Consider the following 25,401-nt stretch of genomic DNA (forward strand, 5'->3'; position numbering starts at 1 on the left):
TTTGTTATGATCGACACAATGCAAATACGACAATTAACTATAGATGATGAATCCCTTGTTGCCAACATGCAAACAGGCATTGAAGATGACTATGTGGTTCGAGTATTCGAGCGTTTAGTGACTCATGATAATCAACGACTATATGGTCTTTTTTCAGAAGGAGAACTCGCTTCTATCGCTGGTTATACAGTCTATCAAGGTCAGTATGGCATGTTAGGTCGCTTAAGAAGTGATCAGCGCTTTTTAGGCAACGGCCATGCGACGAGCATTATTCAATATGTTATTAATGAGTTAGAACAACTAGACCATATCAAATGGATTGGGGCTAACACACAATTAAACAATTTCGCCGCTAAACGTGTCTTAGAGAAATTAAATTTACCTCAACTTGAGATGTTATATCCAGCTGTATTGACACAACCTGAACAAATGCCAGAAGCTAACGGCGATACATGGAAGGAACTCACAACACTAGAAGAAAAACGTCGCTGGATTGATCCGATCAAACAAGACGACTCGGTGATCTTTCCGTTAGAATCTTATTATCCATTTCCAGCAAGTCCAGCCTTATTAACAGATGATTTGCTTGAAAATTGGACTTTTTTCGAAAATGATGCACAAGACCGATTCGTTATTGTTAAACATGATCAAAAGAAAAACCAATATGCACACGTCGTTTATTTATGGGATGACTTATTTGAACAATCTGGATTGATGAAAACATTATATGACACTTTAAATGCGTTTAAGCAACAATATGGAGATGATCTTAACCTCCGTTTTGATATACCAGAATCAACTCGACAACTAATCCCAAATGACGAAGCATTTACTTTCCAAGATCCTTGGATTCTACACGGTTATTGGAAAAAATAAGAGGCTGCGAATCGCAGCCTCTTATTTTATGCTTTCTTCTTTTTCTTCGGTTTTTTCATTCCTACGATTTCAAAATCGACAACACGTTCTTCGATATTCGTGCCTATTACTCGAACTTTTAATTCATCACCGATGCGGAATATATTACCTGTTCGTTCACCAATCATCACTTGATGCTGTTGATCGAAGTTGTAATAATCATCTGTTAGGTGACTAACATGGACAAGTCCTTCAATTGTATTCGGCAGTTCAACGAATAAACCAAAGTTCGTGACTGAATTAACAATACCATCATATTCTTCACCGATTTTATCGGACATGAACTCGGCTTTCTTGAGGTCATCTACTTCACGTTCGGCATCAACTGCACGGCGCTCCATATCTGAAGTATGACGCGCAATAGCTGGAAGCTCTTCTTTCCATTTAGCCGTTGTATCAGCACTTATGTCATCTTGGATTAAATAAGTGCGAATCAAACGATGGACGATTAAGTCTGGATAACGTCTAATTGGTGACGTGAAGTGTGTATAGAATGATGTTGCTAGCCCAAAGTGACCGACACTTTCAGCTGCATATTTCGCTTGTTGCATCGAACGTAACATCAGCTTAGATACAACGAGATCTTCTTTACTACCTGATACTTGATCCATCACTTGTTGTAAAGCTTTTGGATGAATATCATCAGCCGTTCCTTTCACTTGGTAACCCAAATTAGAGACAAACTCAAAGAAATGGCGTAGTTTTTCTGAATCTGGATCTTCGTGAATACGGTGGATAAAAGGCACGTCCATCCAATGGAAATGTTCGGCAACCGTTTCGTTCGCCACAAGCATGAATTCCTCAATCATGCGTTCAGCTACACCACGTTCACGTAACACAACATCAGTTGGATGGCCTGCTTCATCGACTTCAATCTCTGCTTCTTTAAAATCAAAATCAATTGCACCGCGGTCCATCCGCTTATGTCTTAAGGTTTGCGCAAGGGATGCCATTGTCTCAAACATCGGCACAAGTGATTCGTATTCTTTCCGCGTAGCCTCATTACCCGCTAAAATATCATTTACTTCGGTATAAGTCATACGAGCTGCTGTTTTAATTACTGCAGGGAAAATCTCATGTTGGACAACTTTACCCGCATCATCAATTTCCATTTCGCAGCTTAATGTTAGTCGGTCAACTTGTGGATTTAATGAACAGATCCCATTTGATAAACGATGTGGAATCATCGGAATCACACGGTCTGTTAAATAAGCACTCGTACTGCGTTCAAATGCTTCTTTATCAATTGGTGATCCTTCTTTCACATAATGAGTGACATCAGCAATGTAAACGCCTAATAAAAAGTTACCATTATTTAATTTTTCAATCCGTACAGCGTCGTCTAAATCCTTCGCATCAGCACCATCAATCGTCACAATCTGCTTGTCCCGTAAGTCACGACGTCCTTTCAGATCATCTTCTGCTATGGTGTCTGGTACATTATTCGCTTGATCAAGTGTTTCTTGATCAAATTCTGCTTTAATTCCATGTTTGTGAATGATAGCTAGGATATCAATACCAGGATCATTTTTATGACCTAAGATTTGTGTAATTTCACCTTCAGCACTCTTAGTCTCTTTAGGATACTCTTTGATTTTTACAATGACTTTATGGCCATCAACTGCGCCATTTTCATTGCCTTCCTTAATAAAAATATCACCAGGAATTCGCTTATCATCAGCAATCACAAAGCCGAAACGCCCGTTATCTTGATAAGTACCCACAATATTTTGATCGCTTCGTTCAACAATTCGAATCACGGTACCTTCTGGTCGGTTACCATTTGCGGAGTCATTTTCGATTCTAACTAGAACCGTGTCACCGTTCATCGCTGAATTTAAATCTGACTGATGAATGTAAACATCTGACTGCTCTTCACGATCTGGAAGTAAAAAGGCAAATCCTTTCGAGTGCATTTGAATGCGCCCACGGATTAAATTCATTTTCTCAGGTAAACCATAATGATCTTTACGGTTTCGAATTAACATGCCTTCTTCTTCTAGTTCATTTAATGCTTTCACCAATGTTTTCAATTCTTCGCTGTCTTCTAATTCTAATTCGTCTTGTACCTCTTCAACACTAAGTGGCCGTGTTGCCTCTTCTTGAAAAAAGGTATTTAATCTTGATTTCATTTCTTTTAATTCCATTATTGTTCACCTCTTCATTCGTTTTTTATTTCGACCAATCTAGTTGCTCTAAGTAATGATGGATATCTTCGTGGACTTGTTCTTTATAATCACTTAAAGTAATGACATGTGGTGCCCCTTCATACCATTTGATATCCTTCTGATCGCAGGAAACATTATCATAAATATGCTGCGCACTATCTTGGTTAATCATTTCATCACTACCAGCTTGCAACACAAAAGTAGGCGTATAAATCGTATCTAGGTCTTGCTCAACAGAATTGATTAATTGACTTAATGTTTCAAACGTTTCAGTAGACTGTTCCATCAGTTCGTCCACTTCTTGTTCAATCGTTTCCTTATCTTTTTGTTCCAGTTGTTTATATTCTTTGGCTTTGAATCGATAGCCAGCAGATAGTTCGTCCTTATTATCAAAAAATATCGGCGTACATATCGGAATAACACCTTTAATCGGTTTATTCATTGCTAGTTTGAGTGATAGAACTCCACCTAGTGATAAACCAGCAACAGCTATTTCTTCATAGCCAAGTTCTCTTAAATGATCATAAGCTGCTTCTACATCTTCCCACCAGTCTGCGGCTGTTGTTTTAGCTAGCTCTTCAGGTGGCTTACCATGACCACGGTAAATGGGTGCATGAGTTGTATAGCCTTGCTTTTCTAAATAACGGCCTAACATCCGGACATCTGCCGAATGGCCTGTAAATCCATGTAGAAGTAGAACGGCGCGTGAGCCTGCTTCGAATGTAAATGGTTTAGGTTCTTTGATTTTCATGTCGGTCTTCCTTTCTAATCTACTAATTGATACATTTCCCTATTTATACCACTTTTAATCATCTTATTTGACTAAAAAAGAACAGCAAGTTAGATAACTTGCTGTTCTCCTAATAGGTATTATTTATTGCACGATATAACCAAGTAGGAATGTCACCACCATAAATGATACACCTAAGATGATCGTTAAACGGTGCAGAATCCCTTCCATACCTCGTGCTTTCTGTTTACCAAATAATTGTTCAGCACCACCAGAAATTGCGCCAGATAAACCAGCACTTTTTCCTTGTTGTAAGAGAACAACGGTAATTAACGCAATCGTATTAATAAATAATAATGTCGCTAAAACTCCATACATTGCATTGACCTCCTCATGCTTACGCACAAATCCATAAGTTTACTTTAGCACAAACAATATGACCAATGCAAGATAGTTTTTAGGCATTGGAATTGAGCGATGGTCTGTCATCATCTTCTTCATCTAAATCGGGCTCAGTTTCATTAATATATAAAGCACAAGCTGCATCACCCGTGATATTTACAGCCGTACGTGTCATATCAAGTAAACGGTCAACACCGAGAATAAGTCCAATTGCTTCAACAGGCAAGCCGACTTGCTCTAATACCATCGCAAGCATAATCAGACCAACACCTGGAACACCCGCTGTACCAATCGATGCTAAGACAGCAATTAATACAACTGTTAACATTTCCGTTAAGCTTAAGCTCTGCGCATAGACTTGAGCAATAAAGACCGTTGCGACACCTTGCATAATCGCTGTACCATCCATGTTGATCGTCGCACCAACAGGTTGCACAAATCCACTCACCGATTCCCGCACACCTAAACGCTTCTGTGCGGTTGTCATGGATACTGGTAATGTCGCACTACTACTGGCTGTACCAAACGCAACACTAATCGCTTGGGCAAAGTTTTTAATGAACCAGACTGGACTTTTCTTAGCCATAAACTTAATAACAGAACCGTACGTGATGACTGCATGGATCAGTAAGGCAGCTAGAACAACTAAGAAGTAAGCAAACATTGATTGAATAGCTTCTAGTCCAACACCACCTACAGCTGACGCGATTAGAGCAAACGCACCCAATGGGGCCATATACATGATGATTTTGATTAAATACATCACAAGATCAAAGGCTTGTTCAAATAAATGATAGATCTTATCCGTTTTCTTACTTAAGACAGCTAAAGCAAATCCGATAAAAATAGAGAAAAAGATAATTTGCAACATTTCGCCATTTGACATGGCATCAATCGGATTCGTCGGAACAATATTGACTAATGTCTCGACAACAGAAGGTGTTTCTTCTGCCTGATATTCTTCTTCAATTTCAACTGAATCAAGTAACCCTGGTGTTCCCGGTTTAACTAATAATGCTAGCGACATCGCAATGGTTAATGCAACAGTTGTTGATAATAGGAAAAACCCAATCGTTTTTCCACCGATGCGCCCTAACTTTTTCGGATCACCAAGACCTGCTGTACCGAGTACAATTGAAACAAACACAATAGGCACAACCATCATTTGAATCAAACGTAAGAAAATATCGCCAATTGGGGATAAAACATACTGATCAACCGGACCAAATAAGTCAGGTAAAAAGAAGTTCATACCTAAACCAACCGCAATACCTAGAATTAGTGCAATGATGATTTGCTTCGTTAAATTCTGCAACGTAAATCCTCCTTAATATTCTTAGATGTGTATGCAAACGCTTACTAAAAATATAAAACTATTATAATTTTAAGTCGTGCTATAAATTATAGTAAAAATAATGTTTATTGCAACAATTTTTTTATAATTGCCTTAATTTGTATTAATAGTATTGAAACATTTTCCAAATATAAAGGTTAAAGAAATATTGAAATTGATATATCAACGAAATCACAGTTCCAAGTGCCGATGTATTTTGCGTATCGTCGACCTATAGATTATATCGGCGCCATCCTAATTTTTATCGGCGACTTAACTAGATTTATTGACGATTATGAGTTGAGCAACTTTTTCCATGTAGGTCGCTGATATTTTTGTCAAATCAGCACTATTAAAAATATATCAGCGACATTCCTATTATATCAGCGACCTCACCAAATTTATCAGCGACTCCATCATGTATATCAGCGAACTCGTCTAAATAAAAAAACACCCAAGGCGGTTAACACGCCTTGGGTGAACCTACTCGCTTATTTTAGGTTATAGAAAGCTGATTCGCCTGCGTAAAATGCGGTCGACATTAAATCGCCTTCGATACGTAGAAGTTGATTATATTTAGCAACACGATCTGTACGAGATGGTGCGCCTGTCTTAATTTGACCTGCATTTGTTGCGACAGCAATATCTGCGATGGTTGCGTCTTCAGTTTCACCTGAACGATGTGAAATAACTGCTGTATAGCCAGCGCGTTTGGCCATTTCGATTGCTTCAAATGTTTCAGTAAGTGTACCAATTTGATTCACTTTAACAAGGATAGAATTACCAATACCTTTTTCAATACCTTCTTCTAGTTTCTTCGTGTTTGTTACGAATAAGTCATCGCCTACGAGTTGAACGCGGTCACCAATACGCTCTGTTAACACTTTGAAACCGTCCCAGTCATTTTCATCTAATCCGTCTTCAATACTCACGATTGGGAATTTATTAATTAGATCTTCATACCAATCGACCATTTCCTCAGCTGTACGCGTGACACCTTCACCTTTAAGGTTGTATTTACCATCTTGATAAATTTCAGAAGCTGCGACGTCCATTGCTAATTGAATGTCAGATCCGATTGTATAGCCTGCTTTTTCAACCGCTTCAACGATTGTTTCGAGTGCTTCTTCGTTGGACTTTAAGTTCGGTGCGAAACCACCTTCGTCACCAACACCAGTCGCATAACCTTTTCCTTTAAGCACTTTCTTAAGCGCATGGAAAATTTCAGCACCTTGACGTAATGCTTCTTTAAACGTTGGAGCGCCAACTGGCATAATCATGAACTCTTGGATGTCAACATTATTATCTGCATGCTCACCGCCGTTTAGAATGTTCATCATCGGTGTTGGTAGTGTGCTTGCTGAGAAACCACCAAGATATTTGTATAAAGGTTTTCCTTCAAAATCTGATGCTGCATGAGCTGCTGCCATCGATACGCCTAAAATGGCATTGGCACCAAAACGACCTTTATTTTCAGTTCCATCTAATTCAATTAGTGTTTGGTCGATTAAAAGTTGCTCGGTTACATCGAAGCCTTCAATTTCTGGGGCAATGATTTCATTAACGTTTTCGACAGCTGTTTCAACACCTTTACCTAAGTAACGATCATTGTCGCCGTCACGAAGTTCAACTGCTTCGTATTCACCTGTTGAAGCACCACTTGGCACCATTGCTTTACCAAAGGCACCGGAGTCTGTCATGATTTCAACTTCGACTGTTGGGTTACCTCGAGAATCTAACACTTCACGTGCATTGACATCTAAAATATAAGGCATAGATTGTCACTCCTTGATTTATTTTTAGCTTTGTTAAAGTCCGTTGTTGATATTGTGATTCGCTTTCGGCGGACGCTTTCCGTGGGCACGGCTCAAGCCTCCTCGGCCTAAAAGCGTGGCCTGCGGGGTCTCGAGGCACGCGCTGTTCCCACTGGAGTCGCCGCCTTCGCTCCTCACAATTCAACAACTCACTGCTACATCATTTGAAAATCAACACTAAACTTTAACAGAGTCTAATTTTTTAATTAATGATTCGCCTGTCATCTCTTCAGGCTGTTCGACATTTAATAATTGTAATAACGTTGGTGATAAATCACCTAATACCCCACCTTCACGTAATTCAACACCTGGCTTGGTTACGATCACGGGTACAGGGTTTGTTGTATGGGCTGTCATTGGACTTCCATCATCGTTTAAAACGATATCTGAATTTCCATGGTCAGCTGTAATAATAACAGATCCGCCTAACGCGTGAATCTTCTCAACGACTTTTCCGAGACATTCATCAACTGCTTCAACTGCCTTGATCGTTGGCTCTAGCATACCAGAATGACCGACCATGTCTGGGTTCGCAAAGTTTAAAATCGTTAAATTAGGTGCGTCATCATCATAAGCTTCTAATAAAGCGTCAGTTACTTCATAAGCACTCATCTCAGGTTTCAAATCATACGTCGCAACTTTTGGCGAATCAATTAAAATGCGGTTTTCACCTTCAAACGTTTGCTCTGCTCCACCGTTCATGAAATACGTGACGTGTGGATATTTCTCAGTTTCGGCAATCCGTAGTTGACTCATGCCTTGATTAGAAACGACTTCACCAATCGTATTCTTAGGTGAATTTGGTGGATAAACGACATCCACATCAAATTGATCACTATACTGTGTCATCGTCACCATATATAAATCAGACAAGTCATCATAACCCTGATCGAATTGGTCTAATTGATTGTTCGAAAACACATCAGTCAGCTGTTGCGCACGATCTGGTCTAAAGTTAGCGAATAGAATAGCATCGCCGTTGTTCACTGTTGCAACTAGCTCGTTATTTTCATTCGTTAAAACAAATGGTTCAACAAATTCATCTACGACATCTTGTTCATATGAAGACTCAACGGCTTGGATCGCATCTTTAACATGCTTACCTTCGCCTAAACGAATTGCACGAAACGCTTTTTCTACACGTTCCCAACGCTTATCACGATCCATTGCATAATAACGGCCAGACACAGTCGCTAGTTGACCAAGATTGATGTCATCCATCTTAGCTTGCAGTCGTTCTAAATACGTGACTGCCGTTTTCGGACCAACATCACGGCCATCTAAAAAGGCATGCACATAGACATCATTAATGCCTTGTGATTTGGCCGCATCAAGCATTGCGTGAATATGGTTCTCATGACTGTGAACACCACCATCTGACAATAAGCCGAATATATGCCATGCGCCTTCATGCTCTTTGACGTGATTCGCTGCATTCGTGAAGCTTTCATTTCCTTGGAAATGACCGTCTTTAATAGCCAAGTTAATGCGGGTTAGGTTTTGATAGACAATGCGACCAGCACCAATATTTAAATGACCTACTTCAGAATTACCCATTTGCCCTTCAGGAAGGCCTACTGCTTCACCTGAAGCGGTTAAAGTAGTATGTGGATACTCTTTCCAAAAACGATCAAAATGAGGGGTGTGAGCTTGTCTAACAGCATTACCATAGTCCTCGTCACGCATCGCAAAGCCATCCAGGATAATTAATGCGGTTAGGGGTTGCTTAGGCATTGGCACCAGCCTCCACGAGTTTCACAAATGAATCTTCTTCTAAACTAGCGCCACCAACTAATGCACCATCAATATCTGATTGACTTAGCAATTCGTCAATATTAGCTGGTTTCACACTGCCACCATACTGAATTCGGACAGCTTCACTGACGTCTTCTGAGAACGTATCTTTTAATACTTGGCGAATGTGGGCACAAACATCATTAGCTTCTTCACTTGTTGCCGTTTTTCCAGTTCCAATCGCCCAGATCGGTTCATAAGCGATCACAACTTGCTTCGCCTGTTCTTCAGTTAAACCTGCTAATCCAGCTTTCACTTGTTTTTCGACAAATGTAAACGTCTCATTATTCTCGCGTTGTTCTAAAGACTCACCGACACAAACAATCGGTGTCATGTCATGGTTGAATGTCGCTTTCACCTTTTGGTTAACTGATTCATCAGTCTCACCAAACATTTCACGGCGTTCAGAGTGTCCTAAGACAACATAGTCAACCAAAATGTCCTTTAACATTTCTGGACTAACTTCACCTGTAAAGGCGCCACTATCTTCAAAATGCATGTTTTGTGCAGCGATTCCAACAGGGAAATCACGTGCAGCTTCCGTTAATAGTGGTAGATGAATGTAAGGTGCACACACGACAGCTTCTACTTTCTCCGCCTCTGGTAATTGTTCGCGTACGTTTAAAAGAAAACGAGCACCATCACCCGCTAGTTTATTCATTTTCCAGTTACCTGCAATGATTGGTTTACGCATTTATTTCACCTCTTCGTCTAGTTCGTTAAGTGCAGCTACTCCTGGTAAAACCTTGCCTTCCATGAATTCAAGGGATGCACCGCCACCTGTTGAAATGTGATCCATTTGATCTGCATAATTAAACTTCTCAACAGCTGAAGCAGAATCGCCACCACCAATTACGGTATAGCCTTCAGTTTCTGATAAAGCTTTAGCGACACTTTTTGTACCATTAGCAAATGCCTCATATTCAAAGACACCCATTGGACCATTCCAAATGACCAATTTAGAATCACGGATGATCTGTGAGAAGTTCTCTACTGTTTCTGAACCAATATCAAGGCCTTCCCAATCACTTGGAATCTCATCAATTGGTACCACTTTTGTATTCGCTTCTTCAGAAAAGTCATCTGCTACTGTGACGTCTACTGGAAGATGTAAAGATACACCTTTATCTTTCGCTTTTTGGATAAATTGTTTCGCTAAATCAATATTTTCTTCATCTAATAACGATTGACCAATTTCATGACCTAACGATTTAATAAACGTGTATGATAAACCGCCACCAATTAATAAATGGTCGACGCGATCGATTAAGTGATCAATCACACCAATTTTATCTTTAACTTTCGCACCACCGATGATCGCTGTAAATGGACGTTCAGGGTTGTCCAACGCTTTACCTAGTACTTCGATTTCTTTTTCTAGTAAGAAACCTGATACAGCTGGTAAATGGTGAGCGATTCCTTCGGTTGAAGCGTGCGCACGGTGAGCAGCACCAAATGCATCATTCACATACAACTCTGCTAGTGACGCGAATTGTTTCGCTAATGCTTCATCATTCTTCTTTTCGCCTTTTTCAAAGCGAACGTTTTCTAAAAGCATGACGTCACCTTCTTCAAGTTCACCGACTGCTTTGGAAACATCTTCACTATAGACATCATCTGTTTTATAAACTGGCTGTTCTAAATAGTTGCTTAAATGTTGCGCAATAGGATCGAGTCGAAGCTCTTCTACCACTTCACCATCTGGACGACCTAAATGGCTTGCTAGAATGACTTTCGCACCGTTTTGAATTAAGTACATAATCGTTGGTAGAGCTGCTTGAATTCGGGTATCATCGGAAATTTCACCTTTTGACATAGGAACATTAAAATCGACACGACAAAAGACGCGTTTTCCTTGTAATTCAACATCACGTAAATTCATTTTTCGTTTCACTTGAAAACCTCCAAGGCTAAATTTAAGGAGGGACATATCTAGTCCCTCCTTCTATTTTAGAACAAGTCTTGTGATAAAGAAACACTTACTCGCCGTGTTATTTACTCTAAGCCTTGCTCTGCCATATATACAGCTAAATCTACACAACGGTTAGAATAGCCTGATTCGTTGTCATACCATGAAACAACTTTAACCATATTATCTTCCATCACTAATGTTGAATCACCATCAACAATTGACGAATGTGGGTCGCCGTTGTAATCAGATGATACTAGCTGTAAGTCACTATAGCCTAGAATGCCTTTCAGTTCACCTTCAGCTGCTTCTTTAAGTGCATTATTAACGTCTTCAACTGTTACATTTTTGTCTAGCTCTGCTGTTAAGTCAACGAGTGAGACGTTTGGTGTTGGAACGCGCATTGCCATACCTGTTAATTTACCATCAACTTCTGGTAGGACTTTACCTACGACCTCAGCTGCACCTGTTGTTGTTGGGATAATGTTTTGAGCAGCCGCACGTGCACGACGATAATCTTTATGAGGTAAGTCTAGAATTTGTTGATCGTTTGTATATGAGTGTACGGTTGTCATAATACCACGGTTTAAACCGAATTGATCACTTAGTACTTTAGCAACTGGTGCTAAACAGTTTGTCGTACATGACGCGTTAGAAACGATATTGTGTGCTTTAGGGTCATAATCGCTTTGGTTAACACCCATTAGCAACGTCTTATCTTCTTGCTTACCTGGAGCAGAGATAATCACTTTCTTCGCACCAGCATCGATGTGTTTTTGAGAATCTTCACGCTTCGTGAATAGACCTGTTGATTCAATCACAATCTCAACACCTAAGTCACCCCAACCTAAATTAGCTGGATCGCGTTCTGACATTACTTTAATTTCTTTACCATCTACGACTAAGTTTTCACCTTTTGCTTCCACATCTTCTGGTAGTGTGCCGTGAACCGTGTCGTATTTAAGTAAGTGCGCTAACATATTAGCATCTGTTAAATCATTGATTGCAACAATTTCTACATCATCATTGTTTAACGCTGCACGAAACACGCGACGTCCAATTCTTCCAAATCCGTTAATTCCTATTTTTACTGCCATAAAAAATGCCTCCCATTTTTTAATTAATATTCTTCAAGTAAATGACGAGCAATAACCTCATCAATTACTAAGACATCACTTTCTCCCCATTTCAAATAAGCAGAAATGGCTTCACATTTCGAATGACCGCCAGCAACGGTGATGATTCGACTACGTTCTTTTAAATCATCCATTGCTAAACCAATCGAATTGACTCTGTGTACAGTTTTCCCGTTTTTGTCGAAGTAATAACCAAAAGATTCACCAACAGCTTGATGCTTGTTGATTTTACTCAATGTTTCAGCTGTTGTCTTACGCCGCTTCGCCATAGTCTCAGCATCACCGATTCCATGAATCACGATATCGGCTTGCTTCATCAACTGTAATACTTCAACAATGGTCGGTTCTTCTTGCATTTTTGCATGTAATTCTTCACCAATTGAATCAGGGACATACAATAATCGGTATTCGCCATCTGTCTGCGACGCCATTTTGACACAAATCGAGTTGGCCTGGTATTCATGCAAGTCACCTAAACCACCACGCGCAGGAACAAATAGTGGTTTCACGTCATCGACTGGTTGCAGGTAATCAGCAACCGCAGCCATCGTCGAACCACCTGTGACTGTCACGACTGAATCACCATGATAAGACGCAATCAATAAATTAGCCGCCTCTTTCCCTAATAATGATTTAACTTCATGTGGTGACGTGTCCTCATCACCCGGAACAACTTTCACTTGCTCTACAGGCAGACGTTCCATGAGCTGTTGCTCCATGAAATCAAGGTCTGAACCTTCTTTCAATACTTGGTGATAAGCGCGGATGACCTCTGAACCATCTTGGGTAACATACATCCCTTTGGAAGTAATTGAAATTAAGCCTTGTTCATCTAAAAACTCAGTTTCACTTCGCATTTGGCGTTCTGTTTTACCTAATTGTTCAGCTAATGAACGCCGACCGACCGGTTCAGTCTGGCCAATCATCTTTAACACATGATACCTGGCATCCATCTTCTCTAACAGATCAGGCACTAACTTCTTTTGAAAATCAAAAATACGGTGCAAAAAGACATCACCTTCTTATCACCTTGTCTTATAACTCTACTTACTCAGTTATGGTAGTGGACATCGATTGACCTTTGGTGAGTCAAAAAACGTCCCGCTTACAGCAAAAAATATCCTACTATTAGATTAGCAGAAGCCCTTACTAATTTCAAACATTAAGTAAGGTGTTCCTGCAAAAATTGTTCTAATGTAGCGAAAGAAATTGATTCGGCTGATAGTTCACGTGATCCAATACGCACAACTGGGATCAACAAAAAGTAATCCTCAAGTAATCGCTCATCTTGATAAATATTTTGCTCAACAATCGAAAAATGATAATCCATCTGCAAAATTTGCAACAATTGTTTCACGTCTTCGCATAATTTACAGTTTTGTTTCGTATAAAAATAGACAATTGCGCTGTCACGGGCCATATGGTGAACACTCCTTATCCGTTTCAGGTGACGATCATAAATAAATGACCTTTTATAAATTAGTGGGTCCATTTCGACCCTTGATTATAGTCGAATCGCTATCAAAGCTCCTAACCACTAACATTCCCATATCCTATAATAATTCAAACATTAAAAATCCGAAAGTATCCTGTTTCAAGGATACTTTCGGATTAAGCATTTTTTATGAATCTTGGTGCTTATCTTGCTCGCCCCACCATTCAACATTTTTCAAACCATGCTTACTAGCTTGAAACTCTGGATCATAACCATCTTTACGTTGTTGGACATAATCGCCTAACACACGGAAAGCAATGCGACTGAGTAGTATTATAGCAATTAAGTTGACTGTTGCCATCATCGCCATAAATAAGTCAGCCATATTCCAAACAATATCAATGGAAGCTAGCGAACCGAACATAACCATAAATAGCACGACAAAGCGATAAACGTTACGCCATAATTTACTATATTTTAAGAAATCAATATTTGATTCACCATAATAATAGTTACCAATTAATGAACTGAACGCGAATAAGAAGATCGTCACAGCTAAGAAAATAACAGCCCAATCCCCAATTTGCGCACTTAAAGCAGTCTGGGTTAACTGAATGCCGTCTTCTGTATGACTCGCAAAGTCACTGTATAACAAAATCACAAACGCAGTTAGTGAACAGACAACGATCGTATCAAAAAAGACAGCTAATGATTGAACGAGTCCCTGCTTCGCTGGGTGACTTACACCTGCTGTCGCTGCAGCGTTGGGCGCACTACCCATACCAGCTTCGTTTGAGAATAAACCACGTTTAATCCCGTTCATCAGTGCAGCACCTGCACCACCACCAACAGCCTGTTCCAAGCCGAATGCATGCGACACAATCATCATGAAAATACGTGGTACTTCAGACAAGTTCATAAACACAACGACTAGTGAGACCGCAACATATATGACTGCCATAATTGGTACAATCGTTCCTGATACGACCGCAATTCGTTTAATACCACCGAAAATAATAATACCGGCTAAAACAACGAGTACAATACCTGTGACTAGCGGATCAATATCAAATGCCTTCTCAACAGCACCTGAAATCGTATTCGCTTGCACCGCGTTAAACACTAATCCGAATGTAATCGTAATTAATACTGCAAATAATACAGCCATCCACCGTTGGCCGAGCGCTTTTTCGATATAATACGCCGGACCACCACGAAACCCGTTTTCATCGGGCACTTTATACACTTGCGCAAGCGTACTTTCGATAAACGCTGTCGCCATTCCGATCAGCGCAATCACCCACATCCAAAAGACAGCACCTGGACCACCTATCGCAACCGCTAAAGCGACACCAGCTAAGTTACCTGTCCCGACACGTGATGCAATACTAATACTAAACGCTTGAAAGGCATTCGTTCCGCGTTTCCCACTTTGTTCAACTGCTTCTTCGCGAATAACCTTGAACATTTCCGGAAACAACCGGAACTGAACGAAGCGACTATATAATGTAAAAAATAGTCCTGCAAAAATTAATAGATATACTAATAAATAATCCCAAAATATTTGGTTACCAATCCCAATTAATGTACTAAGAAAATCCATTTTCATCTCTCCTTTCTAAATAGTTGTCATCATTTTATCAATTTTTAAGTAACAAATGAATTGTTTTTTGTGTTTATTCGTAATAAGAGCTCAAAATTTTTCTTGAGCAGTTCAATAATACGAGAGTTCGCTCAAATAATAGTCCTACTCGCACATTATTTTTAAACTAGCTCTATTCGTGTTATCACTCGCACTACCTATTCATGATGAGTCGATCCACAAAAAGTGGCCGGACGAAAGAATAATTAGATATACAAAAGACGAATGTTTGCAATAATTATAGGTAAGCAGTAGCAAAGCGGAATCAAAACACGTAGACGCCTGCGGGAACAGCACGTGTCTCGAGACCCCGCAAGCCCCGCCTTTGGGCTGAGGGATGCACCTGCGTCTTCTAGTAACGCTTCGAAGGAGGCTTCCTCGGTGCAAGTAGCAAAGAAGCATACTCGATGTAGTTGCCTGGCTCGAGCCGTGCCCCGGTAAAGGAAACACAGCGATTGCGTCAGCAGAGCTGATGTTGAGCTTATGTCACGTAGAACCAAGGGAAGTGTTTTGATGGATCGTTATTTAAATAGATACCCCGAGCGATTTTTATCAAAAACAATTCATTCGGGGTATACTTTGCATTATTAGGTTTTAGCTCAATCTCATTAAATAAATCATACGTCTTTCACTAACAAACCACGCTCGTTTAATGCTTGCTCAGCTTCGTTTAGAAGTGTCTCATCGTCTGCTGCGATGGTATGCAGATGAACGCCACCTGTTAGCTCTGACAACAAAGCCGCTTCTGATGAATGAACCTGCTCAATAAAACGTCTAACATCGACTCGATTAGAAATATGTAAAACCGCTTTAAATTCACCGTAAATCGGATGATCAACAATGACATCTTTCACGTACACTCCATGGTCGACTAAAATCGTCAATTCTTCTTCTGTTTGATCGCGAGTGTGACGACACGCAATTGTTCGTTCAAACCGATGAGTTTCCGCTTGATCCCGCATGTACACATAACCTTGACTCGTTGACATAATCGGTTCATTCTGCGCTTTTAACAACGCAACATCACCAACAATCACTTGCCGACTAACCTGATACGTTTCAGATAGCTCTTTTCCCGTTTGCGGTTCATTTTCTTCTTTTAATTTATTTAAAATATGTTGCCTTCGCTCATCGCTCGACAATCGTTGGTTGACCATCGCAATTCACCTCATTTAAAACATTCGTTTCAATTAATGCATTTAAACATGCAGCTAGCTGTTTTACCTCATCATAAGTTGTATAACGACCAAATGAAATGCGGAAGAATTGCCTTGCTGTTTCATCATCCATCTGCAAGGCGTTCATTGCATTCGCTGATTGTTGATAGCGCACATCACACGCACTACCTGTTGAGATCGCAATATTATGTCGATTACATTCTAACATAACATACTGCCCTTCCATACGTTCGATCGCCATCCCGATGATCGAAGGTAATTGAATCGATTTTTCTCCTTCGAAAAATTTTATCGCACTTGGTTCAATAAGCGATTCTTTGAACAATGTCCTTAAGTGAGATTGATAGTGGCGTTCTTCTTCGATTCTTTCAACCGCTTCCTCACAAGCAGATGTCATGGCAACCACACTTGGAACATCTACCGTGTTTCCTTTCAACCATTTTTGTGCCATGCTTGCCGGATCATATTTCGGATGTTCTTTTAAATAAATAAAGCCTACACCTTTAGGACCGTAAATTTTATGACTGGAAACAGCCAAACTATCAACATAATCTGAGATCTTTGATAAGTCTACTTTTCCAAAACTCTGTACAACATCAACATGTAATAATGCCTGATAGTCAGCACACAGTTTACTAATTTGTTCAATAGGCTGAAGCGTGCCTGTTTCGCCATTACTATGTTGCACACAAACAATCGCTGTCTTTTCACTTAACACCTCATTCAAATGGTCTAAATCAATTACACCATTTGAATTAAATGGGACCACACTCACTTGATACCCTTCTTGTCTAAACGTTTCTTCCATTTGACGAAGCGAATTATGTTCACCAGCTGATAAAATGACATGATCTCCAACTGCTTGCTGCTTCAAATGCTCTAAAGCTAACCAATTGCCCATCGAACCGCCACTAGTAAAATAAATTTGATCTGATTCAGCCCCAACAAATTGACCTAATTGTTCTTTGCAAACTTTAACAACCTGTTCAGCTTCACTTCCCAAATCATGCATACTATTCGCATTACCAAAATATTGACGTGCTGATTTTACATAAGCATTCAATGCCGTATCGCTCATCGGTGTTGTTGCAGCATAATCTAAGTAAATCACTCAACATGCCCCTCCTTTTTTCAAAACATCACCTTGCTATTTATTTAATAATATGTAAATATAGGTGTCAAGACACATGTAAATAACAAGGCGTAAATAGGGGGTTCTGTAATATTGAACAAATTGAAGTTAAAACAAATACTGACTGATTTCTTTAATGAAGACATCGGGGAATATGACGTGACAACTGATCACTTATTTAATGAACATGACCGAAGCGAACTTATGATCACAGCAAAAGAATCAGGTATTTTTTGCGGTGAATCTATTATTTATGAGGGCTATACTTTACTAGATGACACCATGCATATTGAGTTATTAGTACGTGACGGAGAAAAAATTACTCCAGGCGATGCCATCGCTTACATAACGGGACCCATCAACACATTATTAAAAGGTGAACGGGTTATTTTAAACATGATTCAACGTTTATCAGGTATTGCGACTACAACGGCACAGGCTGTCGAAAATTTAAATGATCACCATATTCGTATTTCCGATACACGGAAAACAACACCTGGACTAAGAATGCTAGAAAAATATGCTGTTCGTGTAGGAGGGGGAGTCAATCACAGGCTACGCCTGGATGACGCAGTTTTAATTAAAGATAATCATATCGCCTTCTTCGGATCGATTCAAAAAGCGATTCGTCAAATTCGAAGGCAAATCGGCCATATGATTAAAATCGAGGTCGAAATCGACGACAAAGAACAATTACTAGAAGCAATTGAAGCAGACGTCGACGTGATTATGATAGATAATACTGACATAACGACTATAACCGACTGGGTAAAACTGATCCCTGACTCCATAACCATTGAATTATCTGGTGGAATCACACCAGAAGATTTATCACAATACCGCGGATTACCGATTGATATTATTTCAATGGGGTACTTAACCCATCATATCCAAGCGCTAGACCTAAGCGCTACTCATCAGCCGATTAAGGAGCGTGTATAACAATGTCATTGTTACAACAAATAGAACAATCCGTATCACAAATTCCTGAACACTATAAAGAATTGGATCATGACCGTCTAAATCAGATTATTCAACAAGCAAAGTATGAATTAGGTGACGAGTTGTTTATACCTGGGCACCACTATCAGAAAGATGAAGTGATAGCCTTTGCTGATGCTCGTGGTGACTCACTTGAATTAGCACGGAAATCCGCTCATACATCAGCAAAGCACATTGTCTTTTGTGGGGTTCATTTCATGGCAGAGACGGCCGATATTTTATCAGATGAAGATCAACATGTTTATTTACCCGATTTGCGAGCGGGTTGTTCGATGGCTGACATGGCTGACATCAACCAAACAGAACGAGCATGGGAACAATTAACTAATCAACTTGGGGATACAATTTTGCCGATGACTTATGTGAATTCTACAGCTGCAATCAAAGCGTTCGTCGGTAAATATGGTGGCGCAACGACAACGTCATCTAATTGCGAGCAGATGATGACATGGGCCTTTAGCCAAAAGGAACGTATTTTATTTTTACCCGATCAACATCTTGGTCGGAATACAGCTTATGATCTTGGTATTCCACTAGATCATATGGCAGTATGGGATCCCATTTTAGAAACCTTAAACTACGAAGGTGATCTTGAGGATATTAAAGTCATTCTGTGGAAAGGACACTGTTCTGTACACGAAAACTTTACCGTTCATAATGTCGAAGCTGTCCGTGAACAGCATCCTAATATGAACGTCATTGTCCACCCAGAATGTAAACGGGAAGTCGTTGAACTTTCAGATGATGCTGGTTCGACACGGCATATTATCCAAACAATTGAAGAAGCGCCACCAGGAAGTGAATGGGCAATCGGTACCGAAATGAATCTCGTGAAACGCCTGATCAAGGAAAATCCTGATAAACATATCATATCGTTGAATCCTCACATGTGTCCTTGCTTAACGATGAATCGCATTGATCTGCCTCACCTCGCTTGGTGTTTAGATTCCTTAAGACAAGGCGAACCAGTCAATCAGATTAAAGTCGATCAAACAACAAGCCAACAAGCAACAGCTGCATTAGAACGGATGTTGAATCGATAACACTAAAAAAGGTTCAAATACGAATTAGCCGTATTTGAACCTTTTATTAATCATGCTTCGTGAATTTTGCCATCAAATTTTGAGATGTCACATGATGTGAGCCTGTGAATAATATGCAGAGCCGCTTCATTGTACACTTGTTCTTCTGAAGCAATCGCATTTTCAGGTACCCACATCGAATAGCCTTCGATATAAGCATCTTTAGCGGTAAATAAGACGCACATATCTCCTGCAATGCCTGTCATAATTAAATGATCAATCCCTAAGTCTTGCAACATCAAATTTAATTGCGTGCCGTAAAAGCCAGAATGCATAGGCTTATAAATGAAATAATCATCTTCAGTCGGGCGTAACCGATCAATCCAGCCTTTTCCCATACCATCTGAACAATAATCGACTAACTCATTATAAGACTTCTTCCACATGCCGAAATTATCATTCACATAAATGACTGGAATGCCTTCTCGCTTCGCTAACTGTTTCAACTCCACAATCGGCTCAACAATCTCAACTGTATTGGTGTACAAATTCTCTGCGCCGACAAAATCCATTCGATTAATCATATCGATAATAAGTAACGCTTGTTTGGCCATTAAACATCACCTTTTTGATACGGCTTAGGGCCAGGTGGTACTTCACGTTTGTGAGCTGAACGTTTATGCAAGGATTCAATGATGTCAGCAGATTTTTTCGGGATTTCTTCACCTTGGAGAAACGCATCGATATGATCATAAGATACGCCCATTTCTTGCTCATCCGTTTGACCTTCCCACAAACCAGCACTCGGTTGTTTATCTAGAATTGCATCTGACACGCCAAGATATTCGGACATTTGATAAACTTCTTTCTTCGTTAAATTAAGAAGAGGCTCCATATCTGCTGCTCCGTCACCATATTTCGTGAAGTAGCCTGTATAGGTTTCGGCCATATTACCTGTACCAACCACTAAATAATTAAAATTCTGAGCTAAAGCATATAGCGTACCCATACGAATGCGTGCCTGTAAATTTGCTTTCACCAACTGTTCCTGTTCAGAGTTCCACTGCTCTTGTAATTGATCTTGAATCGTTTGAATTTGTGTTTGATACGTTTCCGTTAATTCTATCCCGTAATAAGGCATATCTAATGTATGAACTAAATCCAGTGCATCAGTTTGATCAGTAACCGTTTGATTAATTGGCATGATGACGCCTAGTGAGCGTCCTGGAAAACCGCGTTGCATTAATGCTGCAGCCAAAGCTGAATCAATGCCACCGCTTACACCGACAATCACTCCATCAGCACCAGCATCATCTACATAATCCTGCATCCAATTGACGATATAATCAATCCGCTCTTCCATCGAAACCCTCCTTGAACTTCTAGTTGTAATATACCTTTAATGCGAAATCTCAAACATTTAACAAATAAAAATACCACCAACTCAATTGGAGTCAGTGGTTCTGATTAAGAATGTAAAATTGGTAATTTATTTTATTAACAGTTTTATGAATTATTTCAATGTTGCTTTTAATACTCTTCACTTGTATAATCCATCCATTTATTGTACCAATCAGTTATTTTAAAGCTGGGGTCAATATCTAACTCTTCTTTCAATGTGTCCATAAGTTTACAATATTGATTCTTAACTTTTTGGCTATCTCCAGTAATCGCAAAGGTTTTCATTAATTCAAAATAACCTTCTTCTTCTAGTGGATACCTTTGTTGAATATCTAAAGCGTGTTCAATTGCTTTTTCAATGTGATTATATCCTCGATACCACTCGATTAATTTGATTTTATTTATGAACCATATTAATTTCAACCTAAGTTGTTCATCGTATGTCCATAAATAATCACATTCTTCAAAGTATTCACCTTTAAAGTAACTCATTATTAATTCATAATCATTTACGGTTTGTTCTGTAACAAGATGCCCTTCATTAATAAATTCCTCACAAACATCAACATCAATTTTAACATTATAAAGTAAAACCTTATAACCTGCACCCAAACTTTGAACTTCAATATTATCTTCAAATCGTCTTAAAGTCTTTCGAACTTGATAAATTGTAGCATAAAGTTGTGTTAATGCTTTATCAATTTCGAAATCTGGCCAAAGAAGTTCAATCAACTCAGCTTTATTGACTGTTCTGTCCCGATAGTGTATTAAGTAGTAAAACAACTGTTGTGATTTAGATGTTCTCCAATTCAAAGAAACAACCGAACCATTTTCATAAATAACTGGTTCTTTAAATAACTGGATAAATATATGTGACTCTTGTTCCTGAAGTTGATTTTCAGTTAATTGAAATCGGTTTTTTAACCGTTCAGTTGTATTTTTAATCCTATCAAATGTAAAAGGTTTTAATAGATAATCGAAAGCATTTAGTTCAAAAGCATTTATCGCATACTGTTCATAGGCTGTTACAAATACAATCTCTAAATTCGAGTCTATTTCTAATAATTGTTCTGCAACTTCAATACCATTGTAACCAGGTATTTCTATGTCTAAGAACACAACCTCAACTTGATTTGTTTTGACCCATTGAATTGCCTGCTCAGGATTCGTAAACTGACTCACAACACAATAAGCCTCAAGATGTGATAACTGATTGTTTAAATAATCCAATGCTAAGGGTTCATCATCAATAAGAACTGTTCTCATATAAGTCACCTCCATGAACATTGACTGGATGTTTAGAAATATTAAAAGCAATAATCGTTCCAACCCCAACCCGACTTCTAATAGTCAAGCCAGAAGAGGAATGTTTTTTCAGTCTCCAATTTGTATTAATCAACCCTACTCCCTGACTGGAACGATGGTCAATACTCTTAATGGATTGGACTGTTTCATAACCCATTCCAACGCCATTATCTTTAATAATAATTCGCAAATAGTTCTCTCTTCTAAAAGCTTTGATTTCAATTTTTCCACCTTCTACTTGTTTTAAAATCCCATGTTTAATGGCATTCTCCACAATTGGTTGGATTGTTAACCTCGGAATATAAAATGATTCAATATCCTCAACATCCCAACTAACTTGCAGTTTCTCCCCAAATCGAAGTTTTTCGATGTATAAGAAAGAATTGACTATGGACAATTCCTCACTAACAGGAATTGAATGATCAAATGAATCAAAATTAAATTTATTTCTTAATAAATGACTGAATTCTTCGATCAGTTGGTTCATCTTTCTAACGTCAATATTACTTAATGCGTTAATTGTGTTTAATGTGTTGAAGATGAAATGCGGCTGAATTTGGGCTTGTAACCATTTAGATTCCATTTCTAATTGTTTCTGGTTAGCTCGATTAATGTTAATTAAATTACGAACTCTTAATTGTAATTCTCTAGCATTGACAGGCTTAGTTATATAATCATTAGCACCAACCTTTAACCCAGTAACAATATCACTCGTATCTTGTCTAGCAGTTAATAGTAGAATTGGTAATTCTGAGCTACTATATCGTTTGCGAATCTTATTGGTTAAATCAAATCCTGACACCCCTGGCATCATGACATCAATTATCAATAAATCCCATTGTTTCAAATCTACATTTTTTAATAATTCATGACCATCAGTCGTAGATGTAATCTCGTAATCTTCATTTGCTAGAATCGATTCAATTACATTTAAATTAGTAACATCATCATCAACTATTAAGACTCTTGGGTGGTGCGTAACAGTATTTTCAAACTTATTTTCGTCGATAAATGTAGATCTATTGTTAACATTGCTTGTTACTAATGATGTATTAGAATCATGTACAGGATTGCTATCACTCACTGGTAATGTGAACGTTGTAATCGTTCCTTTACTAGGTGCTGACTCAATAAAAATTTGTTCACCATGTAACTCAATTAACTGTTTACTAATACTTAAACCTAGTCCCATTCCTTCTGATTTAGCAGCTTTCTGCTTACCTTGTTCATAAGGAATAAAAGCGTTGTTTAATGTATCATTATCCATACCGTCGCCTGAATCGGCAACTGTTACGGTTATTTTATTTTGGCTTCGTTTCGCACTTACAACAATGTCACCTTCACATGTGAATTTCACAGCATTATGAATAAGATTGTACAAAATTTGAATCACTCGTTTTTCATCTGCATAAATCGGCGGCAACTGATCAGAGACATCATTTATTAATCGAACTTTACGGTCATCAAGCTTAAAATAAAACAGATCTAGAATACCTGAAATAAGGGACTGCAAATAAAAGGAATCGAATTGGATCTTGGGTTCTGTAATCTTAAGATTTGCCATTTCGAATAAATCATCTAACAGTAACGATAACCTGTTACTTGATAAAACAACAGTTTCTAACTCCCTAGCACTCGTTTCATCCAACATGTGCTTATTTCTCTTCAAATTCGTCTGAGTTAAATTGATAATATTATGCAATGGATCTCGCAATTCATGAGATGTTTTTGCAAGGAAATCATCCTTCTCTTCAGCAACTCTTTTCAATTTGACCGCCTGATCTTTGGAATGTCGGTAAATTGACATGTACTTTCCTAGCCACATGATTGAAAAACAACCAATCGTTACAACTAAATCAATAGGGTAGTAGGTAATATTGATACCTTGTTCAATCCAAATCCCCCACCATATATAGCTATGTAGTAACGATACTAATGCCAGTAATAACCATAATGATTCTCTACTCTTGTTATTAGTTTGTCTATAAATAATAGCAATTGCTCCAATAAGACCAAATATAAGCAAAAATGAGAAAACATCTTGCAAATAGATAGCCTGATCAACTGAAATTAATAACAATACAATAGTCATTAATGAAAACACTGAACATATTACCCATCGGGGGATAAAGTTGAATTTCACCGTATCGTTCTTAATGATCATCCACAGTGAAAATAAAATAACTAATGTTGCTAGGTGTGCAAGCTTAATATTCCATTCAAGTTCAAGCTGCAACCAATAAGCTAATAATTTTTCATGACTTCCTAAAGAATGAGTAACAATAGCACCTAATAATAACAATGAGATATGGATAAAGTTCCAGTTACGATCGTTTATTACAAATAACCCAATTGCATAAATAGCATAGATTATAAAAGCAACCATTACTATTATTTGCATTGAATAACTAAATAGGTTATTTGTCCTAACGTTTGAAGACTCTCCAAAAATAACAGACCTTACTAAACCACCTTCACTCTGTTCTACAAAATTTGCAACTTGTAATGTAATATCTATAACCCCTGTATCATTAGGGGCGACTGAAACAGTATAAGGTAAGTTTTTAGCAGTGAATTGACTTTGATTAGGTGAAACATCGCCTGACTTAGCAACCTGTTCACCATTCACGTATAACTCTGAAGCGGTTCTTGCACTAGGTACTTTTATACTATAAGTATCAGTCAATTCTGCGTTTACTAAAACTTTTAAATGATATGTGCCATAATTATAGGAGGAACCATCTTCAGACCAATCATGTGGCACAGTAATGTGTTGACTTTCATTGCTTACTTGTGAGCCAACTGTGAACAATTGATTAGGTGAAAACAACCATTTACCATCTAGTTCAATTGTGCCTTCATTAATAGAATCAGATTCTCTTAAATCGATCACACCATCTTGTATTTCCGGGCGCTCTAAATTGTCATCAAATAGCATAACCCAAGCAAAACGACATACTGATAGAATTGATACAAATAGGACAATATATAAAATTAATTGTTTGTGGTTCAATTGTTTAGCTTTGTCCATATTACTGAAACCCCTAGAAGATCTTTTAACAAAATTATACCATTAATAACAA

Annotated in this window: 21 protein-coding genes; 3 read left to right on the forward strand and 18 right to left on the reverse strand. The window is 38.6% G+C overall.

The features are described from left to right. Nucleotides 1-6 precede the first annotated feature (6 nt). Nucleotides 7-876 (forward strand): GNAT family N-acetyltransferase, encoded by an 870-nt coding sequence (locus ACKXGF_RS11185; protein ID WP_411953797.1) that lies wholly within the window; start codon nt 7-9, stop codon nt 874-876. 26 nt (nt 877-902) lie between these two features. Here the strand turns inward: ACKXGF_RS11185 and rnr are convergent, their stop codons facing one another. The 14 genes from rnr to ACKXGF_RS11255 form a co-directional block, all read right to left on the reverse strand. Beyond that, the gene (gene rnr / locus ACKXGF_RS11190) at nt 903-3,062 is read right to left on the reverse strand and encodes a ribonuclease R (RefSeq protein ID WP_411953798.1); all 2,160 of its coding nucleotides are present in this window, start codon (nt 3,060-3,062) and stop codon (nt 903-905) included. Nucleotides 3,063-3,087: 25 nt separating this feature from the next. After that, nucleotides 3,088-3,834 carry an alpha/beta hydrolase gene (locus ACKXGF_RS11195; protein ID WP_411953799.1) on the reverse strand — a complete coding sequence of 249 codons (747 nt, stop codon included), beginning with the start codon at nt 3,832-3,834 and terminating at the stop codon, nt 3,088-3,090. A gap of 123 nt (nt 3,835-3,957) precedes the next feature. Beyond that, a complete protein-coding gene (gene secG / locus ACKXGF_RS11200; protein ID WP_411953800.1) occupies nt 3,958-4,191 on the reverse strand; it encodes a preprotein translocase subunit SecG in 234 nt (77 codons plus the stop codon). Between the two features lie 79 nt (nt 4,192-4,270). After that, nucleotides 4,271-5,530, reverse strand: coding sequence for a dicarboxylate/amino acid:cation symporter (locus tag ACKXGF_RS11205; protein WP_411953801.1), 1,260 nt, complete (start codon nt 5,528-5,530; stop codon nt 4,271-4,273). A gap of 509 nt (nt 5,531-6,039) precedes the next feature. Next, nucleotides 6,040-7,323 carry a phosphopyruvate hydratase gene (gene eno, locus ACKXGF_RS11210; RefSeq protein ID WP_167262333.1) on the reverse strand — a complete coding sequence of 428 codons (1,284 nt, stop codon included), beginning with the start codon at nt 7,321-7,323 and terminating at the stop codon, nt 6,040-6,042. A 216-nt stretch (nt 7,324-7,539) separates the two neighbouring features. Next, nucleotides 7,540-9,096: a 2,3-bisphosphoglycerate-independent phosphoglycerate mutase gene (gene gpmI, locus ACKXGF_RS11215; RefSeq protein WP_411953802.1), complete on the reverse strand. Its 1,557-nt coding sequence runs from the start codon at nt 9,094-9,096 to the stop codon at nt 7,540-7,542. Beyond that, nucleotides 9,089-9,850 carry a triose-phosphate isomerase gene (gene tpiA, locus ACKXGF_RS11220; RefSeq protein ID WP_411953803.1) on the reverse strand — a complete coding sequence of 254 codons (762 nt, stop codon included), beginning with the start codon at nt 9,848-9,850 and terminating at the stop codon, nt 9,089-9,091. Before tpiA ends, gpmI begins: the two co-directional genes overlap by 8 nt. Next, entirely contained in the window at nt 9,851-11,086 is a 1,236-nt protein-coding gene (locus ACKXGF_RS11225) for a phosphoglycerate kinase (RefSeq protein WP_411953804.1), read from the reverse strand. A 65-nt stretch (nt 11,087-11,151) separates the two neighbouring features. Beyond that, complete coding sequence (gene gap / locus ACKXGF_RS11230; RefSeq protein WP_411953805.1) at nt 11,152-12,162, reverse strand: type I glyceraldehyde-3-phosphate dehydrogenase; 1,011 nt, start codon at nt 12,160-12,162, stop codon at nt 11,152-11,154. Between the two features lie 23 nt (nt 12,163-12,185). Then, the gene (locus tag ACKXGF_RS11235) at nt 12,186-13,208 is read right to left on the reverse strand and encodes a sugar-binding transcriptional regulator (protein WP_411953806.1); all 1,023 of its coding nucleotides are present in this window, start codon (nt 13,206-13,208) and stop codon (nt 12,186-12,188) included. 155 nt (nt 13,209-13,363) lie between these two features. Continuing rightward, entirely contained in the window at nt 13,364-13,621 is a 258-nt protein-coding gene (locus ACKXGF_RS11240) for a glutaredoxin family protein (RefSeq protein WP_411953807.1), read from the reverse strand. A gap of 202 nt (nt 13,622-13,823) precedes the next feature. Further along, nucleotides 13,824-15,239 carry an alanine/glycine:cation symporter family protein gene (locus tag ACKXGF_RS11245; protein ID WP_411953808.1) on the reverse strand — a complete coding sequence of 472 codons (1,416 nt, stop codon included), beginning with the start codon at nt 15,237-15,239 and terminating at the stop codon, nt 13,824-13,826. Nucleotides 15,240-15,895: 656 nt separating this feature from the next. Beyond that, the gene (locus ACKXGF_RS11250) at nt 15,896-16,435 is read right to left on the reverse strand and encodes a transcription repressor NadR (RefSeq protein WP_411953809.1); all 540 of its coding nucleotides are present in this window, start codon (nt 16,433-16,435) and stop codon (nt 15,896-15,898) included. Further along, on the reverse strand, nt 16,407-17,567 hold the full coding sequence (locus ACKXGF_RS11255; protein WP_411953810.1) for an IscS subfamily cysteine desulfurase: 1,161 nt from the start codon (nt 17,565-17,567) through the stop codon (nt 16,407-16,409). The genes ACKXGF_RS11250 and ACKXGF_RS11255 overlap by 29 nt, the downstream gene beginning before the upstream one ends. Nucleotides 17,568-17,681: 114 nt before the next feature. Between ACKXGF_RS11255 and nadC the strand changes: the two genes are divergently transcribed. Beyond that, nucleotides 17,682-18,530: a carboxylating nicotinate-nucleotide diphosphorylase gene (gene nadC, locus ACKXGF_RS11260; RefSeq protein ID WP_411953811.1), complete on the forward strand. Its 849-nt coding sequence runs from the start codon at nt 17,682-17,684 to the stop codon at nt 18,528-18,530. 2 nt (nt 18,531-18,532) lie between these two features. Further along, on the forward strand, nt 18,533-19,633 hold the full coding sequence (gene nadA, locus ACKXGF_RS11265) for a quinolinate synthase NadA (RefSeq protein WP_411953812.1): 1,101 nt from the start codon (nt 18,533-18,535) through the stop codon (nt 19,631-19,633). A gap of 50 nt (nt 19,634-19,683) precedes the next feature. Here nadA and ACKXGF_RS11270 read toward each other — a convergent pair whose 3' ends face one another. The 4 genes from ACKXGF_RS11270 to ACKXGF_RS11285 form a co-directional block, all read right to left on the reverse strand. Further along, nucleotides 19,684-20,226, reverse strand: a complete 543-nt coding sequence (locus tag ACKXGF_RS11270; protein ID WP_411953813.1) for an isochorismatase family cysteine hydrolase — start codon at nt 20,224-20,226, stop codon at nt 19,684-19,686. Continuing rightward, the gene (gene nadE / locus ACKXGF_RS11275) at nt 20,226-20,975 is read right to left on the reverse strand and encodes an NAD(+) synthase (RefSeq protein ID WP_411953814.1); all 750 of its coding nucleotides are present in this window, start codon (nt 20,973-20,975) and stop codon (nt 20,226-20,228) included. The genes ACKXGF_RS11270 and nadE overlap by 1 nt, the downstream gene beginning before the upstream one ends. 167 nt (nt 20,976-21,142) lie before the next feature. Next, on the reverse strand, nt 21,143-22,279 hold the full coding sequence (locus ACKXGF_RS11280) for a response regulator (RefSeq protein WP_411953815.1): 1,137 nt from the start codon (nt 22,277-22,279) through the stop codon (nt 21,143-21,145). Continuing rightward, the gene (locus tag ACKXGF_RS11285; RefSeq protein WP_411953816.1) at nt 22,260-25,349 is read right to left on the reverse strand and encodes an ATP-binding protein; all 3,090 of its coding nucleotides are present in this window, start codon (nt 25,347-25,349) and stop codon (nt 22,260-22,262) included. Before ACKXGF_RS11285 ends, ACKXGF_RS11280 begins: the two co-directional genes overlap by 20 nt. Nucleotides 25,350-25,401: the final 52 nt, after the last annotated feature.

This window comes from Alkalibacillus sp. S2W (assembly GCF_046764385.1).
In the GTDB taxonomy this organism is placed as follows: domain Bacteria; phylum Bacillota; class Bacilli; order Bacillales; family Alkalibacillaceae; genus Alkalibacillus; species Alkalibacillus almallahensis.

Bases quoted from the DNA above. Each gene is read 5' to 3' on its own strand.
- ACKXGF_RS11185 (WP_411953797.1), top strand. From the start codon at position 7: ATGATCGACACAATGCAAATACGACAATTAACTATAGATGATGAATCC.
- rnr (WP_411953798.1), bottom strand. From the start codon at position 3,062: ATGGAATTAAAAGAAATGAAATCAAGATTAAATACCTTTTTTCAAGAA.
- ACKXGF_RS11195 (WP_411953799.1), bottom strand. From the start codon at position 3,834: ATGAAAATCAAAGAACCTAAACCATTTACATTCGAAGCAGGCTCACGC.
- secG (WP_411953800.1), bottom strand. From the start codon at position 4,191: ATGTATGGAGTTTTAGCGACATTATTATTTATTAATACGATTGCGTTA.
- eno (WP_167262333.1), bottom strand. From the start codon at position 7,323: ATGCCTTATATTTTAGATGTCAATGCACGTGAAGTGTTAGATTCTCGA.
- gpmI (WP_411953802.1), bottom strand. From the start codon at position 9,096: ATGCCTAAGCAACCCCTAACCGCATTAATTATCCTGGATGGCTTTGCG.
- tpiA (WP_411953803.1), bottom strand. From the start codon at position 9,850: ATGCGTAAACCAATCATTGCAGGTAACTGGAAAATGAATAAACTAGCG.
- ACKXGF_RS11225 (WP_411953804.1), bottom strand. From the start codon at position 11,086: ATGTCCCTCCTTAAATTTAGCCTTGGAGGTTTTCAAGTGAAACGAAAA.
- gap (WP_411953805.1), bottom strand. From the start codon at position 12,162: ATGGCAGTAAAAATAGGAATTAACGGATTTGGAAGAATTGGACGTCGC.
- ACKXGF_RS11240 (WP_411953807.1), bottom strand. From the start codon at position 13,621: ATGGCCCGTGACAGCGCAATTGTCTATTTTTATACGAAACAAAACTGT.
- ACKXGF_RS11245 (WP_411953808.1), bottom strand. From the start codon at position 15,239: ATGGATTTTCTTAGTACATTAATTGGGATTGGTAACCAAATATTTTGG.
- ACKXGF_RS11250 (WP_411953809.1), bottom strand. From the start codon at position 16,435: ATGGTCAACCAACGATTGTCGAGCGATGAGCGAAGGCAACATATTTTA.
- nadA (WP_411953812.1), top strand. From the start codon at position 18,533: ATGTCATTGTTACAACAAATAGAACAATCCGTATCACAAATTCCTGAA.
- ACKXGF_RS11270 (WP_411953813.1), bottom strand. From the start codon at position 20,226: ATGGCCAAACAAGCGTTACTTATTATCGATATGATTAATCGAATGGAT.
- nadE (WP_411953814.1), bottom strand. From the start codon at position 20,975: ATGGAAGAGCGGATTGATTATATCGTCAATTGGATGCAGGATTATGTA.
- ACKXGF_RS11280 (WP_411953815.1), bottom strand. From the start codon at position 22,279: ATGAGAACAGTTCTTATTGATGATGAACCCTTAGCATTGGATTATTTA.
- ACKXGF_RS11285 (WP_411953816.1), bottom strand. From the start codon at position 25,349: ATGGACAAAGCTAAACAATTGAACCACAAACAATTAATTTTATATATT.